15 protein-coding genes are annotated in these 14,586 nt (G+C 44.9%); 9 read left to right on the plus strand and 6 right to left on the minus strand.

Annotated features, from left to right (window positions below):
- Window positions 1–62: 62 nt before the first annotated feature.
- Complete coding sequence (gene ppa, locus R7D93_RS14135; RefSeq protein WP_005379635.1) at window positions 63–593, plus strand: inorganic diphosphatase; 531 nt, start codon at window positions 63–65, stop codon at window positions 591–593.
- Between the two features lie 73 nt (window positions 594–666).
- On the opposite strand, the gene R7D93_RS14140 is transcribed toward ppa, so the two are convergent.
- Genes R7D93_RS14140 through R7D93_RS14155 form a run of 4 tightly spaced genes read right to left on the minus strand, consistent with a single transcriptional unit; the run spans window position 667 to window position 6,944 of the window.
- Window positions 667–1,029, minus strand: coding sequence for a DUF2799 domain-containing protein (locus R7D93_RS14140; protein WP_017633454.1), 363 nt, complete (start codon window positions 1,027–1,029; stop codon window positions 667–669).
- 49 nt (window positions 1,030–1,078) lie between these two features.
- Window positions 1,079–1,426 carry a gamma-glutamylcyclotransferase gene (locus R7D93_RS14145; RefSeq protein WP_017633453.1) on the minus strand — a complete coding sequence of 116 codons (348 nt, stop codon included), beginning with the start codon at window positions 1,424–1,426 and terminating at the stop codon, window positions 1,079–1,081.
- A 44-nt stretch (window positions 1,427–1,470) separates the two neighbouring features.
- Window positions 1,471–5,235, minus strand: a complete 3,765-nt coding sequence (locus R7D93_RS14150) for a translocation/assembly module TamB domain-containing protein (protein ID WP_225496762.1) — start codon at window positions 5,233–5,235, stop codon at window positions 1,471–1,473.
- Entirely contained in the window at window positions 5,232–6,944 is a 1,713-nt protein-coding gene (locus R7D93_RS14155) for an autotransporter assembly complex protein TamA (protein ID WP_104975815.1), read from the minus strand. Before R7D93_RS14155 ends, R7D93_RS14150 begins: the two co-directional genes overlap by 4 nt.
- A 167-nt stretch (window positions 6,945–7,111) precedes the next feature.
- Here R7D93_RS14155 and msrA point away from each other — a divergent pair, with 167 nt between their 5' ends.
- Complete coding sequence (gene msrA / locus R7D93_RS14160) at window positions 7,112–7,750, plus strand: peptide-methionine (S)-S-oxide reductase MsrA (RefSeq protein WP_005379620.1); 639 nt, start codon at window positions 7,112–7,114, stop codon at window positions 7,748–7,750.
- A 70-nt stretch (window positions 7,751–7,820) separates the two neighbouring features.
- On the opposite strand, the gene R7D93_RS14165 is transcribed toward msrA, so the two are convergent.
- Window positions 7,821–8,021 (minus strand): DUF1107 domain-containing protein, encoded by a 201-nt coding sequence (locus tag R7D93_RS14165; RefSeq protein ID WP_005379612.1) that lies wholly within the window; start codon window positions 8,019–8,021, stop codon window positions 7,821–7,823.
- Window positions 8,022–8,236: 215 nt separating this feature from the next.
- Here R7D93_RS14165 and R7D93_RS14170 point away from each other — a divergent pair, with 215 nt between their 5' ends.
- The 7 genes from R7D93_RS14170 to R7D93_RS14200 all read left to right on the plus strand — a co-directional run bounded on the left by R7D93_RS14170 (window position 8,237) and on the right by R7D93_RS14200 (window position 13,867).
- Window positions 8,237–8,788 carry a YtfJ family protein gene (locus R7D93_RS14170; protein WP_132936730.1) on the plus strand — a complete coding sequence of 184 codons (552 nt, stop codon included), beginning with the start codon at window positions 8,237–8,239 and terminating at the stop codon, window positions 8,786–8,788.
- A gap of 227 nt (window positions 8,789–9,015) precedes the next feature.
- The gene (locus R7D93_RS14175; RefSeq protein WP_080996158.1) at window positions 9,016–9,315 is read left to right on the plus strand and encodes a DUF2607 family protein; all 300 of its coding nucleotides are present in this window, start codon (window positions 9,016–9,018) and stop codon (window positions 9,313–9,315) included.
- 134 nt (window positions 9,316–9,449) lie between these two features.
- Window positions 9,450–10,103: a zinc uptake protein ZrgA gene (zrgA, locus tag R7D93_RS14180; RefSeq protein ID WP_225496752.1), complete on the plus strand. Its 654-nt coding sequence runs from the start codon at window positions 9,450–9,452 to the stop codon at window positions 10,101–10,103.
- A 52-nt stretch (window positions 10,104–10,155) separates the two neighbouring features.
- The gene (locus R7D93_RS14185) at window positions 10,156–10,884 is read left to right on the plus strand and encodes an ABC transporter ATP-binding protein (protein WP_042522447.1); all 729 of its coding nucleotides are present in this window, start codon (window positions 10,156–10,158) and stop codon (window positions 10,882–10,884) included.
- Window positions 10,881–12,140 (plus strand): ABC transporter permease, encoded by a 1,260-nt coding sequence (locus R7D93_RS14190; protein ID WP_005379602.1) that lies wholly within the window; start codon window positions 10,881–10,883, stop codon window positions 12,138–12,140. Before R7D93_RS14185 ends, R7D93_RS14190 begins: the two co-directional genes overlap by 4 nt.
- Before the next feature lie 4 nt (window positions 12,141–12,144).
- Window positions 12,145–12,639, plus strand: coding sequence for a DUF3299 domain-containing protein (locus R7D93_RS14195; RefSeq protein WP_005379600.1), 495 nt, complete (start codon window positions 12,145–12,147; stop codon window positions 12,637–12,639).
- 322 nt (window positions 12,640–12,961) lie between these two features.
- The gene (locus R7D93_RS14200) at window positions 12,962–13,867 is read left to right on the plus strand and encodes a TIGR03899 family protein (RefSeq protein ID WP_064353580.1); all 906 of its coding nucleotides are present in this window, start codon (window positions 12,962–12,964) and stop codon (window positions 13,865–13,867) included.
- Window positions 13,868–13,956: 89 nt separating this feature from the next.
- Here R7D93_RS14200 and cysC read toward each other — a convergent pair whose 3' ends face one another.
- Window positions 13,957–14,574: an adenylyl-sulfate kinase gene (gene cysC, locus R7D93_RS14205; RefSeq protein WP_225467945.1), complete on the minus strand. Its 618-nt coding sequence runs from the start codon at window positions 14,572–14,574 to the stop codon at window positions 13,957–13,959.
- Window positions 14,575–14,586 lie beyond the last annotated feature (12 nt).

Consider the following 14,586-nt stretch of genomic DNA (forward strand, 5'->3'; position numbering starts at 1 on the left):
GAATTTATCATCAGATGAAGCCGCTTTTGTGTGACTCATCGTTAATGAAAAGGAATATTCTAATGAGCTTAAACCATGTACCAGCAGGCAAGTCGCTGCCTGAAGATATCTATGTCGTTATCGAAATTCCTGCAAATGCAGATCCAATCAAGTACGAAGTAGATAAAGACTCTGGTGCTGTATTTGTCGACCGTTTCATGTCTGCACCAATGTTCTACCCATGCAACTATGGCTACGTGAACAATACCCTGTCTCTTGATGGCGACCCAGTCGACGTATTGGTACCAACACCATACCCACTCATGCCAGGTTCAGTCATTCGCTGCCGTCCTGTTGGCGTTTTGAAGATGACAGATGAATCGGGTGAAGATGCAAAAGTGTTTGCGGTTCCCCACTCAAAAATCTCGAAAGAGTACGAGCACATCCAAGATGTGGACGATATCCCAGAACTACTGAAAGCGCAGATCACGCAATTCTTTGAGCGTTACAAAGAGCTTGAAGCAGGCAAATGGGTGAAAGTGGATGGTTGGGCAGATGTTGCTGCCGCTAAAGCTGAGATCCTAGAATCTTACGAGCGAGCTCAGAAAAAATAAGCATCACTGCTGATACAAAATTAAAAAGAGCTGCTCTAGGGCAGCTCTTTTGCTTTCATCTTACCTGTGTCAACTAGATAGGTGCGCCTGCTGAAGACATTCGTCCAGCGTCGTAGTCATGTTGAAAGAAGGGGTCAACATCATCACAAATGCCAAAATACGGCCGCCCGATAACACCGAGCATATAAGCACTTTGCTCGCAATACTCTTGTTTACCTTGCTGGTAACCCGCTTGATAAGCCATTATCAGTTCTGGCGTCGCATGGTTAACATCATCCAGCTTCGCAATTCGCTCCTCAGATAACTCCCGTAATCCATCTAAAGCTGACTGCTTACCAAACACTTGCCAATCGGTCACATTATTCGAAGTCGGTAGTGTTGTTTGTGCGCATGCAGCAAGAAGCAACGCCATTACTCCAATTACGAATGCTTTCATCGTGACTCCTTAGTGTTTAGCTCGTTGCTATTGATAATGTCAGTATAGCTCACACCTTTTGACACCAATCTCCGGAAGCGATTTCTTCGGTTAATTGCTCAGTATCTTGATATAAGTAGATCCAAGCTTGGCCAAACGGCGTGACGATGCTCTCTCGGCGATATTCCACTGGCACATCTTCTAACCTATCTAGCTCAGATAAGGTTTCACTGTCAATCAGGTACACCTCACCTTGAATCGAGCGTTGCCCAACAGACAACGCTGGATAAGGGCCTAAGTCATACATTGCAAATTGAGCATCCGTTTCATGTAAACCAAGAAACTGCGCCGAGCGCAAATACTGATGGTTGTACTCTCCCTTGCGTAACGTGCCGTAGACAAAAATCAAATGCTGCATAACCACTCCTTAGTCATGACTGTGTATGCTTAGGTTAAAGCACTTTAATCGAACTCAAACTGATAGAGTAGGTCAACGGCGCTATCTACACCAGATACTGCTTCTAAATACAAGTCTTGCATCAATCGGTAACGCACAGTGAACTCACCTAGGGAGTTAAAGATGCCGACACCATATTTCACCTGCAAACCTGGCAGAATATAACCACTCACCGTCACTTGCGAATCATCGCCCGACCCAGCAGTGTCCAGCTGTAAATCCTGTACGCCAAAGGCTTCACCGATTTCACCAACCACACGACCACTCTTCGCCAAGCTTAAACCAATTAAGGTAGTCGTCATTGCATTACCACCGGCTTCACCATCAATATCTTGACCACGAAGTAGATAAGAAAGTGCATTGGCTTGGTTCATCGCGGGCTCTGAGAAAATTTCTATACTCGGATCAGATGCTGGGCCCGACACTTGTACCCCTGCAATGACATCATCTTGGGTATTGTCTGGATTACGAATCGCTTTGATAGACAAGTAAGGTTGATCTGGTGGACCATTCATCAGAATCTTACCTTCTTTAATCAATAAGTCCTGACCAAACGAACGATAAGAACCGTCGACAACATTCACTTCACCAACGATGAAAGGACCTTTGTCTTTTTGTGTCACGTTTAGGTTCCCTTTCAACCCACCTTTTAAACCAAAAGCGGCAAGTTGGAAGTCATCACCAATTTTAATGTTGATGTTCGTTTCCACATCAAACGGCATCGCAGCCACATCGTCCACTGGCTGCAAGTTTTTATCGAGAATAACGGTATCACTCGATACACCTACCGCACTTGGTGGAAGCTCTTCGACGACAATTCTGCCCCATGGCAAATTAATATCACCCTCAATTTTCGCAAGCTGAGGGGTCACATCTATTGTCATGTCAGGCTCCACTTTGATTTTTACCATTGGAGGCAAATCAACATTGAGCTCTTTAGCAAATACACGCGCTTTAGTGCGCCAGTTCTGTAAGTCCTGCCAGTCGGCATCACCGGTAACGTTCAACTCACCATCCGGGGTTAAAATTCCGGCATCCAAGTCCGCTTGATGGCCTTTAAAGTTGATGACGACCTGCCCTGAGTTTATATCTATCGGTGTGACTTCACCCTGTAGCTTCATCTGGTCAATCAAGAACTGACCGTTCACCTTCGGATGCATGACGTCACCTGATATCGCTAGGTCAGTATTCATGTTTGCTTTAAACAAGCTGTACTCACCAATCAACGGTGCCAAGAAATCCAAGTGGAACGTAGAGAGTGAAACCTTACCATCAATAGTGGGCTTTTCAGTCGAGACATTCAGTAAAGAAACCTTACCAGACAAGTCGCCGTTATCTTTCACATCAAATAGCCACTCGGCATCAAGCTTGTCTTTCGCTAATGCTGCTTTAAAGTTGAAGCTTTCCCAACCGACTTTAATTGGCTGTTCAAGCGCTTGTTCAACTTGGCCTTTTGGCATATTGACACTTAAGGTTACTTCAGGCTTTTTCTCTGGTGCCCATTTAGCAAAAGCCTGTGCATTAACCGAGCCTTGCAGCTTGGTTTCTGGCGGCAGGAATTGTTTGATTTGGTCAAAATCAAAATCATTGATGGCTAACTTCGCCTGGCCACTCTTACCGACACTAATGTCTTCGGTTAGACATACGCTCGACTCCGCTTGCAACCAACAATGCGCTTGAACGTTCGCGATCTGTTTGTCGATATTGACCTTCACCGCGGTCGATTTTTGCAACGCCCACGGGCCTTGTTGCGAGCTCAGCGTCAAGCGGCGCAGCGCCCCATCCCAAATCATTTCTGGTTTCTGCTGGAATGTCCCTTCAATTTCTAAACTGGTCGACACCAGGTCAGACACTACATCGAGCGTAAGTTGATGCAGTTTTTCATCCCCAGAGACTTCAAGGTCAGCACTATCAACTTTTATGTCGTCATAGGTAATGTTGTTCGCAATAAGGCTTATATTCGCTTTTGGTGCTGGCAGAGGCTTCACATCGCCCTTTAAGGTGATCGTTTCTACGTTCGCCTGTTGCTGCCAGTTTATCTGATTTAAAGCGAGATCAAGATTGATGTCTGGTTCTTTCAAGCTACCACGTAGTGCTACTTTACCTTGCATTTTACCTGCAAGATCGGGAACACTTTTTGCAAAATCAGGGAAGTTAACCTCAACATCCATCAGAATTTGCTTATCGATCTTACCCTTTGCACTCAGTTGGTTCGGGCCATGAGAAAGCGCTAAACCCTGAGTGGTAAGTTGGATGTCTTCGCCTTTGCCGTTCTTATCTGACGCTTCAAGTTGCCCTTCAACATTCAGCGGATAACCTCGCAAAATGCCGTCAATGTCTAACTTAGGCAAACTGACTTGCCAACCGCCTTGTTCTGTTAACGACCCCGAAGTCGAAAGATTACCGCTGATATCCCCTTCGGCTTCTTTCCACTGCAATCCTGGTTGAATGTTCTTCAGGTTTAAGTCAGCTTGCCAGTTGATTGGCGCGGCCCAATTGGCCATGACTTTCCCAGAGAGTTCGCCCCCTAAGGTTTTCACTACAAGGCTTTCGAGGTCAATTTGCTCTAACGTACCTTTGCCGTTTAGTGCGACATCAACGGCGGGAATATCTTTGCCCGAAGCTTTGGTTTCTAATGCGACTTCGTAGCCATCAAGTGAGCCTTTTGCCGCCAAGCTTGGTACAGAAACCTGGTAATCGCTTTGTCCAAATAGCGGCCATTGCGCCTGTACATTTTTAATCGCGACATCAAACGGTAACTGCGTTTTAAGCGGTTGAATATCACCTTTGATCTCCGCTTGTACAAGCTCAGAAAGCGTAGCATTTAGTGACAAATCACCAACCGAACCCGAGACCGAAAGCGACAGTTTTTGTCCCTTCGCATCTGCTTGCTTTACTAACGCGTCCAATTGCGCTTTGATAGGGTAATCAGAAGAAAGCGTCACTTGTGTGCTCAACTTGCCTTCCACTTCTGGCATGTCGAGCTCTAACGTTTTGACATCAACACGTTCACCGCCTGCTCTTGCAACCAAACCAAGATGATTGACGATCACTGGCGTTTCTCCCGCCAGTTTGAAATTGTGAATATCAAGACGGCGCGCTTCCACCGTCAGTGGAATCCATACTTCGGGTAACACAATATCTTGCGGCGTAGCATCGGCTTCTTTCGGCTCTTCAACAACCGCTTCTGGGGCCGCTTCACTTGGTGCGAGCGCAACATTAATGTCTTTCAATGCTGTTGGTGCGATCACCAAACGATCGCCTTGCATCGACAAAGCGGTCGAGAACATTTGCCAATCAATTTGATTGCCCAGCACATTGACATTGATGTCATTAAAGCTGACTTTATTAACAAAAATTGGCACTGGCGTACTGATAGAACGCAGTGGTGGTGTTTCCTCTTGCTCCTCGCTTGCTGGCGGTAGCTCTGGCATCTTAAAGTCAAGCCCCTGCAGTCTTAACTCATCGACACAGACCTTAGGGTCAAAGAAACAGCGGAAGTTCACTGCCAAAGCTAAACGCTCGACTTTGGCGTCGATATTCAAAGACTCATCGACAAAACTGACGTTATGCAGTTCGAAGCGAGGAAACAATGAACCCTGCACTTTTTCAATCTGCAATTGTGGTAATGCTTTTTCAGCTCCCCACAAGGCAAATTTGAGGCCTGGGTGGGTAAACAAAACTGTCGCGACAATAATGATGAGCAACAGCAATAGACCAATCAAACTGAGCGACAGCCATTTGGTCCACTTAAACATCATTTTGATCATAGCTCAGGCCCCAATGAGAAGTGGATACGAAACTCTCGTTCTGGTTTTGCATCCAACCCCCATGCAAAATCAAAACTAACAGGGCCCACCGGAGACGCCCAGCGGATACCAACACCTGCGCCTGATTTCCAATCTGGTGTTTCATTAAACGCATCACCAATATCGTAAAACGTTGCAGCCCACCAGTTTCCATAAACACGATATTGGTATTCTAATGTACTGCTAACAATGTATTTACCACCCGTCAAAGCACCACTCTCATCCACAGGTGAAATAGATTCATAGCCGTAACCACGAATATTATTGTCACCACCAGCGAAGAAACGCAGCGACGGTGATAGTTTTTCAAGTTCATCGGTAATATTCGCACCACCTTCTAAGCGGAACAAACCACGATGATTCTCTCCAATACCACGAATCCAAGAAGTCGAGCCAATTAAGCGGAGCACTCTAGTTTCAGAAAGCATAGCGGTATCACCATACTCAATAGTGATGCTTTGCTTGTCTCCCCACATTGGCATATTGCCCCCTCGAACCCTAGTCCGAGAAAATGTCGCACCTGGAAGTACGAAGTTGAATTCATCATCTTGTAAACCTTGCGTAAAGCTCTCGTACAAATGACGAACATAAACGGTATTATGCCAACCACCGTCTGCTAACCAATGACGTTCCACTGCAAGGTTAGACTCGATACTCTGTGTGTCACGGTTGTCTAGGTTTTTAAGCCCATATTGAACTTGATAATAATCGTTAGCGACATCTTCTAAAGGAATTTTGTAAGAAGCAGTCACGGTTTGCTCTGGCTTAGATAGGGATAAAGCAGTGTTGAAACTGTGTCCTCGGGAGCTCACCCAAGGTTTCTTCCACTTCAACGTTCCTCGAACGCCGACATCCGTTGAGTAACCAATACCCGTCTCGATCTGATTCTTCGAAGCAGGAGATAAAGACACTTTAATTGGCAAGTCTCGGCCATCATCAAGCCTATCCAATTCAGGCTCAACAAAAACTGAGGAAAACCACTCCGTATTTGATAGCTTCTGGTTAAACTCGCCCAGCTTCGAAACGTTGTATGGGTCCCCTTCTTTAAAAGGTTGTAGTGATGCGACACGGTCTTCCCAGATGTGGTTGCCAATAAAAGAAACGTCGCCAAAATTGAAACGTATTCCACTGCTGTAGTGCAAACGGACATTAGCTTCGTTCAGATCAGGGATAACCTCTAATCGACTTAGCGTAAACTCACCATTGAAGTAACCACGCTGAAGCGCCAAGTTACGAATGCCTGACTTAAGGGTGTCGTATTGGCCTTGATTCAAAACTTGACCAACTTTGAGCGGAGAGCGCTCAATAAGTTTTGCAAATTCTTCATCGTCCTTGGCCTCTCCAGTGATGACCACATCCATGACTTTCACTTTCACTGGCAAGCCCGGCTTGATGAGCACAATTAACTCATCATTCGCTTCAGGAATAGAGTATGAAATTTTTGCATGATAATACCCAAGCGCGTTAAGCGCTTCAGTGATACTTTGATCTAATCTCGCTTGAAAACGCAGAGAAGTGGAGTAATCCTTCTCTGGAATAGATGATAGATACGCACTGACATTCTCTTCTAAAGCGCCATCAATGCCTTTCAAAGTCAAAGAAACATCGGCATAGGCACCATGAGAAAAGGCTAACAGGCCAACAATGGTGGGGAGAGCTTTTTTTATCATGCTTTTATGGCTGAATGAGGTTAAGTAAACGTAAATAATGATAACGCCAATTAGGTTCTAAGTCTGTAATATTAATAGGTTTAACGCGGTCTATGTCATCACAGCATCAGATACAGACGAAATGAAAAAGTTCGCAAATTTAAGACACGTATTGAAGGACAAATACCATGCTCAACAAACAAACATTGATCAGTATAGAAGATGCCTTGCCAGGTAGAGATCAACCAATGCAGATTGACGATCATCATTTTGTAAATAAATCTAACCTAAAGGCGCCTCTGGCGTCACACCAACAGCAGATTTTGCTCGGAATGGGCTGTTTTTGGGGCGCTGAGCGCGTATTTTGGCAACTCGACGGCGTTGTATCTACTTCGGTCGGTTACGCTGGGGGGTACACACCCAATCCCACCTATGAAGAAGTCTGTACGGGTAAAACGGGTCATACAGAAGTCGTACGAGTCGTTTTCGATGAACGCGTCATCTCATTAGAAAAGCTACTGGCTGTTTTTTGGGAAAAACACGACCCAACTCAGGGAATGCGTCAAGGTAACGACTTAGGTACTCAATATCGTTCTGCAATTTACACTTATTCGACGGAGCAACTCGAGAGCGCAGAGAAATCGAAACTCTTGTATCAGCAAGCACTGCAAGAAGAGCAGCGCGCGAACATCACCACCGAAATACAACCAGCAGGTCCTTATTACTTTGCGGAAACCTACCACCAGCAATATTTGGCGAAAAACCCTGATGGTTACTGTGGCATCGGAGGAACGGGAGTTTGCTTCCCACCAAGCCTCCAAGGATAAACCTAACCAGCAACAAAAAGAGCGACCGATATGGTCGCTCTTTTCTAAATCTAAGTGGGTATCAAGCTAACTAAGCCGATAATGATGCTATCACTTGGTTGACTTCTTTAAAGATGGTGAGCCTTTTATGATCGTTGACGTCAGGTAGTAACACTTTGCCATTGTCGAACTGAAAACAGCCAACCCCAACAATAAAAAACTGACCTTTGAACAACGTTTTAACAAAACGGGCCACTTGTAATGGTCGATATACAGCAAACTCACGTAGCATAACTCACCTCAATTCCTTTGAGAAAACACGGATTGCTTATTTTTCCTCTGCAATCTTAATGCGCAATTTGCGACGGAACTCATTTTAGCAAATTCTAAATATAACGCAAGATTACACCACTCCATACGTTAAATAAATGTTATAAACGGTCCTACAAATTTCTAAGATCTGGATATATACTGGAAGCTTCCAAACCTCGTACGGAATATAACAATATGAAAACTAAGACTCTCCTACCTCTGCTATTGGCCTTAACGCCAAGCTTGACCTTTGCACACAACTTGTCAGTGGGTAAAAGCGTTCCTCCTGTCAATGTTGCCGCTTACGGCGAGATTGTTTTACAAGGCGAAGGCGTTGCATACCAACCCTGGGCAACTCAACATATGCAAGGCAAAGTTCGTGTTATTCAAGCCATCGCAGGCCGTAGCAGTTCAAAAGAAATGAATGCCCCTTTAATGTCAGCAATAACAGCGGAAAATTTTCCACAAGAAAGCTACCAGACGACGACTATCATCAACCAAGATGATGCAATTTGGGGGACTGGCTCGTTCGTGAAGTCTTCAGCTCAAGACAGCAAAAAAGAGTTTCCTTGGTCATCCATGGTTCTTGATGAAAATGGCGTAGTTGCTAATACTTGGGACCTGAAAGAAGAAAGCTCGGCCATTATTGTTCAAGACAAAACGGGCAAAGTTCTGTTCGTCAAAGAGGGCGCACTTGAGCAAGATGAGATAACAAAAGTTATTGAGCTTATTAAACAGAACATCTAGCTTCATTGAATGGCTCCTTGTTCTTGTTGTAAGGAGCTATATGAATTTGATTAGAAGCATGGGCAGTGACAACTCTGCTCTTTATAAGTGCGACACTTCCATCAGAGAGTATTACCAATATTTTTCGGCACGTATGTGTTGAGTTAAATTTTTCTGCTAGCCAACAAAAGAGTGAACTTTTATTCATTATGGGTGTTATATTATAACAGTCGGTAAGAGGAGCTCAGATGTACCACCACCAGCAAAAAATACTAAGATATTGGTATCGCACTGCTTTATTTTTCAGTGTTGCGTTGCTGATCGCTTGGAACTTTGCGGTTGTACTTCATCAAGTCGATCTGACGCCCGACCATCATACCCATCATCATTGCCAATTATTTTCTGGTGTTCAGCACGGTATAGCAAAGGTACAACCTACCCTCTCTACACCGACTTTTACGCGCGCCCAGCATCATCATGTTTTTTTGCATCTCGTGTACGGCGAAGAAGTTCTTGGCGCTGCTCGTGCCCCTCCTTATTTTGCTTAATTTCCAAACTATTCCACACTCAAAATTATTGAGTTCATTTCCGCACCTAGTGTGTCAGGGAACAATAACTTAGTGAAACTCGAATCTGAGCAATACCGCCTTTGGTTAATGCCAGTAAAATTAGGAAAAATACAATGTCATCAAAACACGTTTTAGCCCTTGCTATTGGCCTCACTTTATCGACAGCAGCGAATGCAAACGAATACCGCCAGCATGGTGCTCATGTGCATGGTCACGTCGAGTTTAATATCGCCCAAGATGGCAAAGATCTGTTAGTAGAGATTACAGCTCCTGGAGCTGATGTTGTGGGTTTCGAACATGCTCCAGAAAACGCGCAACAAGAGCAAGCGCTTAAACAAGCCGTCGCTGCACTCGAAGACAGCAACGCATTGTTCGCTATTAACTCACAAGCTGATTGTAATGTTGAAGAAGCTTACGTGAGCCACAACCTAAGCGAAACTCATGAGGAACATGATCATAGTGAGCACGACCATGATGACCATGCACATCACGATCATGAAGGGCACGAACACCATGATCATAATGAACATCATGATAAACATGACCACCATGACGATCATGATGAGGCGCACGATCATGGCGGTCACGGTGAATTTTCGGTGCAATATCGCTTCAATTGCGAACAAGTTAATCAACTTAGCCAAATCCAAACCGATTGGTTTAACCAATTCCCAACTACAGAGTCCATCAGCGTCAATATATTCACTGATACCATGCAATCAGCAATTAAATTAAGCAAAGATAACACCCAAATCGTAATCAAATAACACGAGTGGCGTGTAAGTACCCACTTACACGCCACAGCTTTGGTGATTTAATATGACTGAAACCACACCAAATGTTGTCGAGCTAGAGGATGCCCAATTTTTCTGGCCCGGTTCAACCAACGCAACCATCCACATCCCCAAATTACACATTACACAAGGCGAGCATGTGTTTATCAAAGGTCCAAGTGGCTGCGGTAAATCGACCTTGCTCGCTTTGTTGACGGGGATTAACACATTAACTTCAGGCTCTCTATCTGTACTCGATACTGATCTTGCTAGTTTAAGTGCCAGTCAGAGAGACCGCTTTCGCGCCAATCATATTGGCTACATCTTTCAACAGTTCAATTTATTGCCGTACCTTAACGTACTTGAAAACGTATTATTGCCATGTCAGTTCAGTAAAATACGACGTGACCGTGCCCATTTAGGTGCCTCATCTCAAACATTAAATGAACAGGCTCAGGCCCTACTAGAACGACTACACTTGCCAAACGAGCTTCATACACGCCCTGTCTCTGAATTGAGTATTGGTCAACAACAACGTGTGGCTGCGGCTCGAGCTCTGATAGGACATCCAGAGTTAGTGATCGCTGACGAACCAACCTCAGCTTTAGACTATGACAATCGTAAAGCATTTATTGAGCTCCTTATGGAGCAAGCGAATCAAGCCAATGCCACACTGGTATTCGTTAGCCACGACCCAACACTCGAACCCTTATTCGATCGCACGCTTAATCTACCCGACATTAATCAAGTATCTAGCCTAGGAGCCATATCATGAGTGCTGTTGTAAAGCTCGCCTGGAAAAGCTTGATGAACCGCAAAGCGACGGCAATTCTAACCATCATGACCGTTGCGATTTCAGTGGTACTCCTCTTGGGCGTCGAGCGTATCCGAACTCAAGCTAAGGATAGCTTCGCCAATACAATTTCAGGCACTGACCTCATTATTGGTGGACGTTCTGGGCAAGTGAACCTATTGCTCTATTCTGTCTTTCGTATTGGTAATGCGACCAACAACATCGATTGGAAAAGCTACCAAGAGTTTGCCAATCATCGTTCAGTCGATTGGGCTATTCCAATCTCGCTTGGCGACTCGCATAAAGGCTTCCGAGTTATGGGAACCAATCACAGTTACTTTGAGCATTACAAGTTTGGAAGTAAGCAACCACTAACATTCAGCAAGGGTAGAGAATTCAATGGTTTATTTGAAACCGTGCTAGGTTCTGATGTCGCTAAACAACTTGGTTATGATATCGGTAGCGAAATCATCATTGCCCACGGCATTAGCGACGTTGGCTTTAGCCGTCATGACAATCTGCCATTTAAAGTTGTCGGTATCCTTGCACCTACAGGAACACCAGTCGACAAAACCGTCCATGTATCACTAGAAGCAATCGAAGCCATTCACGTCGGATGGGAAAGTGGTGCGCGTTTGGGTCCGACACCCAAGGCACAAGATCTCAAAAACAGAGACTTTCAGCCCAAACAAATTACCGCTATGCTCGTTGGTTTGAAATCTCGTATTCAAACTTTCGCCCTGCAAAGACAAATTAACACCTACCCCAAAGAGCCGCTCAGCGCCATTATGCCCGGCGTTGCGTTGCATGAGTTATGGGGAATGATGTCGGTTGCAGAGCAAGCCCTAATGGCAGTATCTGGTTTTGTCGTGATAGCAGGGTTGTTAGGTATGTTAAGCAGTCTATTAACTAGCCTACAGGAACGCCGCCGTGAAATGGCGATTTTGCGTGCCATGGGAGCAAGGCCTCGTCATGTTTTCTCACTCTTAATTAGTGAAGCTAGCTTGCTTACTGCTGCTGGTATTATTACTGGCGTTACTGGGCTGTATGCCATTCTTGCTATCGCGCAGCCGATCATCCAACAACACTATGGAATACATCTCACCTTAAGCATCTTATCTACTTATGAGTGGATGTTATTAGGTTTCGTACAATGCGCTGGTATTGTGATTGGTTTCATTCCCGCACTCCGCGCCTACCGACAGTCACTGAGTGACGGAATGACAATAAGGATTTAATAAAATGTGGAAAAAAATACTCGCAAGTTGCTTGCTGGTCGTCGCATTCACAGCGCCTGTTATGGCCAGCGAAGAACCATTGAAGCTTGACTGGATTGACCTTGTTCCAGAAAAAGAGCGTAAATTGTTCGACAGTATAGGCATGCCTGCATCTGATCACAGTGGTGGCGCAGCGCAGCAGTCCAAGATTGGTAATGTTCGACCAGAACTGAACGGAAGCCAAGTTAAAATTCCAGGGTTTGTTATTCCACTTGAAGGTGATGCCGATACCGTCACCGAGTTTTTATTAGTGCCATACTTTGGAGCTTGTATTCACGTGCCACCACCGCCTCCAAACCAGATCATTTACGTGAAGTTTCCGAAAGGCGCGCCTGTTCAAGAGTTGTGGGATGTTATATATGTGGTTGGAACGTTGAAAACCGAGACGATAAACCACGAGCTGGCAGAAACGGCTTACGTTATTGAGGGATCAGAAATAGAAGCCTACGACGATATGTAATTTAAGTCGTCGATAAGCCTCGCTACACCTAAGGCGTCACACTGGCGCCTTTTTTAGCTTTGTGCTACACGATATAACGAGATAAATACGCTAACACGCCCACATAAATAACCAAAAGAAACGCTATCGACAGGTGCTTTTTGAGTTTACCTGCTTCTGAGAACTTCATAGCCCCTCCAAAATAACGATAACAATTTTAACAACTCATTATCATTTTGAATAGCCCTATTCGTTCAAAAACTGAGAACTCCTGTCTGGTCGCTTGGTCAGATAAGGTGTAAATTTAAACGTGCGAACCGCGCAGTTCTTGGTAGGAAAACGAATGGCAGACCCGACAAAGCAACCTGTTGTCATCGAACATCAGTCAGACACAAAAAAAAATACGCAACAAGAAAAGAAACAAGGCTACATAAAAGACAGTGCTAGTAAGGTAAAAACCATAGCCCAAATACACGGTCTTGACGCCTTACTGCAAACCGAACCGCCAGCCAAATCTGCGTTTGAAAGAGCCCAATTGCGAGAGCAAAGACGCCAAGAACAGCGACAAAAAAACTTAGAACAGATTTTAAAATTAGCGCACAGTTCATGCCGAGATGAGACAGCGGGAGAGCCAGACCAAGATTGGTTGCATCGATTTTTTGAGATGGCTCAAGACATCCATAACAGCGCGATGCAAAAGCTATGGGCTCAAGTGATGAAGCGTGAAGTGACCAATCCGGGTTCAACGTCCATGAAAGCGTTGAAAACCCTCAAAGATATGTCACCAAAGGAAGCACAAACTCTGCAAAGAGCCGCCTCTTTAGCGTGCAGTTTTGGAGGGGATCACAGCAGAAAACTGCTGATTGGTTACAAAGCGCAAGGAGGAATATTTAGCTTCGGCAAGCGAGACGTCGCCAACAGCCTAAATATGGGAAGTTTTCAACTGCCGTATTCAAGCTTGTTGCTCTTAATTGAATTAGGGCTGCTGCACAGTGCCGAACTTGAATCTGGCGAAATTAGTATCGAGACACCGTTGGCCCTCACCTACCAAGGTAAAAACTTGTCACTGAACGTAAACAGCAAAGGTGTCCGCCTTTTATATTACCGCTTCACACCCACAGGTAATGAGCTCTGTACCTTGCTCGGAAACAAACCACATGCCGAATACTACGATCAAATGCTTGCACTGTTAAATCATAGATTTAGTGTCCATAGTGAAGCTAAAAGTACGGTTCATCATACCGTCTAGCCAGCTTGAGAAGCATTTGATCACCTATGATCCAAATACTTCTCAAGCAGCTCAAAGAGCTTTAGGTCACCTATGATCTAAATGCTTTTTTATCGGATCACACCGCGTTGTTTAAGATCGATTAAGCACAAATCTACCAGCTCATCGACACTCTTTTCTCCCGCGGGCAAATCGATTTCAGGGTTCTCTGGCGCTTGATATTCCGAATCAATACCAGTGAAATTAGGAATCTCTCCCGCACGGGCTTTACGGTATAAACCCTTAGGATCTCGACCTTCGCAAACCTCTAGAGATGCATTGACATACACTTCGATAAACTCGCCTTCTGGCAATAAATCGCGCACTAACTTCCGCTCTGCACGATGCGGTGAAATAAACGCCGACAGAACAATTAAACCCGCATCTGCCATCAACTTCGCCAGTTCACCAATGCGACGAATGTTCTCGCGACGGTCCTGTTCAGAAAAACCTAAATCGCTACACAAACCATGCCGTACATTGTCACCATCCAATAAATAGGTGTGGTAACCCAATGCTGCAAGGCGATTTTCCAACGCCCCTGCTACGGTTGATTTACCCGCTCCAGATAAACCAGTGAACCACAATACGGCAGGTTTTTGCTTCTTTAATTCAGCACGAAACTTTTTATCAACCGAATGCTGGTGCCAAACAATGTTTTCATCTTTTACCGTCGTTTCGGCAGTCATAACGTATCCTTG

The organism is Vibrio sp. YT-15, assembly GCF_033337445.1.
Classification (GTDB): Bacteria; Pseudomonadota; Gammaproteobacteria; order Enterobacterales; family Vibrionaceae; genus Vibrio; species Vibrio alginolyticus.

Excerpts from the sequence above, each read along its gene's own strand:
- ppa (WP_005379635.1), top strand. The coding sequence starts at position 63 with ATGAGCTTAAACCATGTACCAGCAGGCAAGTCGCTGCCTGAAGATATC.
- R7D93_RS14140 (WP_017633454.1), bottom strand. The coding sequence starts at position 1,029 with ATGAAAGCATTCGTAATTGGAGTAATGGCGTTGCTTCTTGCTGCATGC.
- R7D93_RS14145 (WP_017633453.1), bottom strand. The coding sequence starts at position 1,426 with ATGCAGCATTTGATTTTTGTCTACGGCACGTTACGCAAGGGAGAGTAC.
- R7D93_RS14150 (WP_225496762.1), bottom strand. The coding sequence starts at position 5,235 with ATGATCAAAATGATGTTTAAGTGGACCAAATGGCTGTCGCTCAGTTTG.
- R7D93_RS14155 (WP_104975815.1), bottom strand. The coding sequence starts at position 6,944 with ATGATAAAAAAAGCTCTCCCCACCATTGTTGGCCTGTTAGCCTTTTCT.
- msrA (WP_005379620.1), top strand. The coding sequence starts at position 7,112 with ATGCTCAACAAACAAACATTGATCAGTATAGAAGATGCCTTGCCAGGT.
- R7D93_RS14165 (WP_005379612.1), bottom strand. The coding sequence starts at position 8,021 with ATGCTACGTGAGTTTGCTGTATATCGACCATTACAAGTGGCCCGTTTT.
- R7D93_RS14170 (WP_132936730.1), top strand. The coding sequence starts at position 8,237 with ATGAAAACTAAGACTCTCCTACCTCTGCTATTGGCCTTAACGCCAAGC.
- R7D93_RS14175 (WP_080996158.1), top strand. The coding sequence starts at position 9,016 with ATGTACCACCACCAGCAAAAAATACTAAGATATTGGTATCGCACTGCT.
- zrgA (WP_225496752.1), top strand. The coding sequence starts at position 9,450 with ATGTCATCAAAACACGTTTTAGCCCTTGCTATTGGCCTCACTTTATCG.
- R7D93_RS14185 (WP_042522447.1), top strand. The coding sequence starts at position 10,156 with ATGACTGAAACCACACCAAATGTTGTCGAGCTAGAGGATGCCCAATTT.
- R7D93_RS14190 (WP_005379602.1), top strand. The coding sequence starts at position 10,881 with ATGAGTGCTGTTGTAAAGCTCGCCTGGAAAAGCTTGATGAACCGCAAA.
- R7D93_RS14195 (WP_005379600.1), top strand. The coding sequence starts at position 12,145 with ATGTGGAAAAAAATACTCGCAAGTTGCTTGCTGGTCGTCGCATTCACA.
- R7D93_RS14200 (WP_064353580.1), top strand. The coding sequence starts at position 12,962 with ATGGCAGACCCGACAAAGCAACCTGTTGTCATCGAACATCAGTCAGAC.
- cysC (WP_225467945.1), bottom strand. The coding sequence starts at position 14,574 with ATGACTGCCGAAACGACGGTAAAAGATGAAAACATTGTTTGGCACCAG.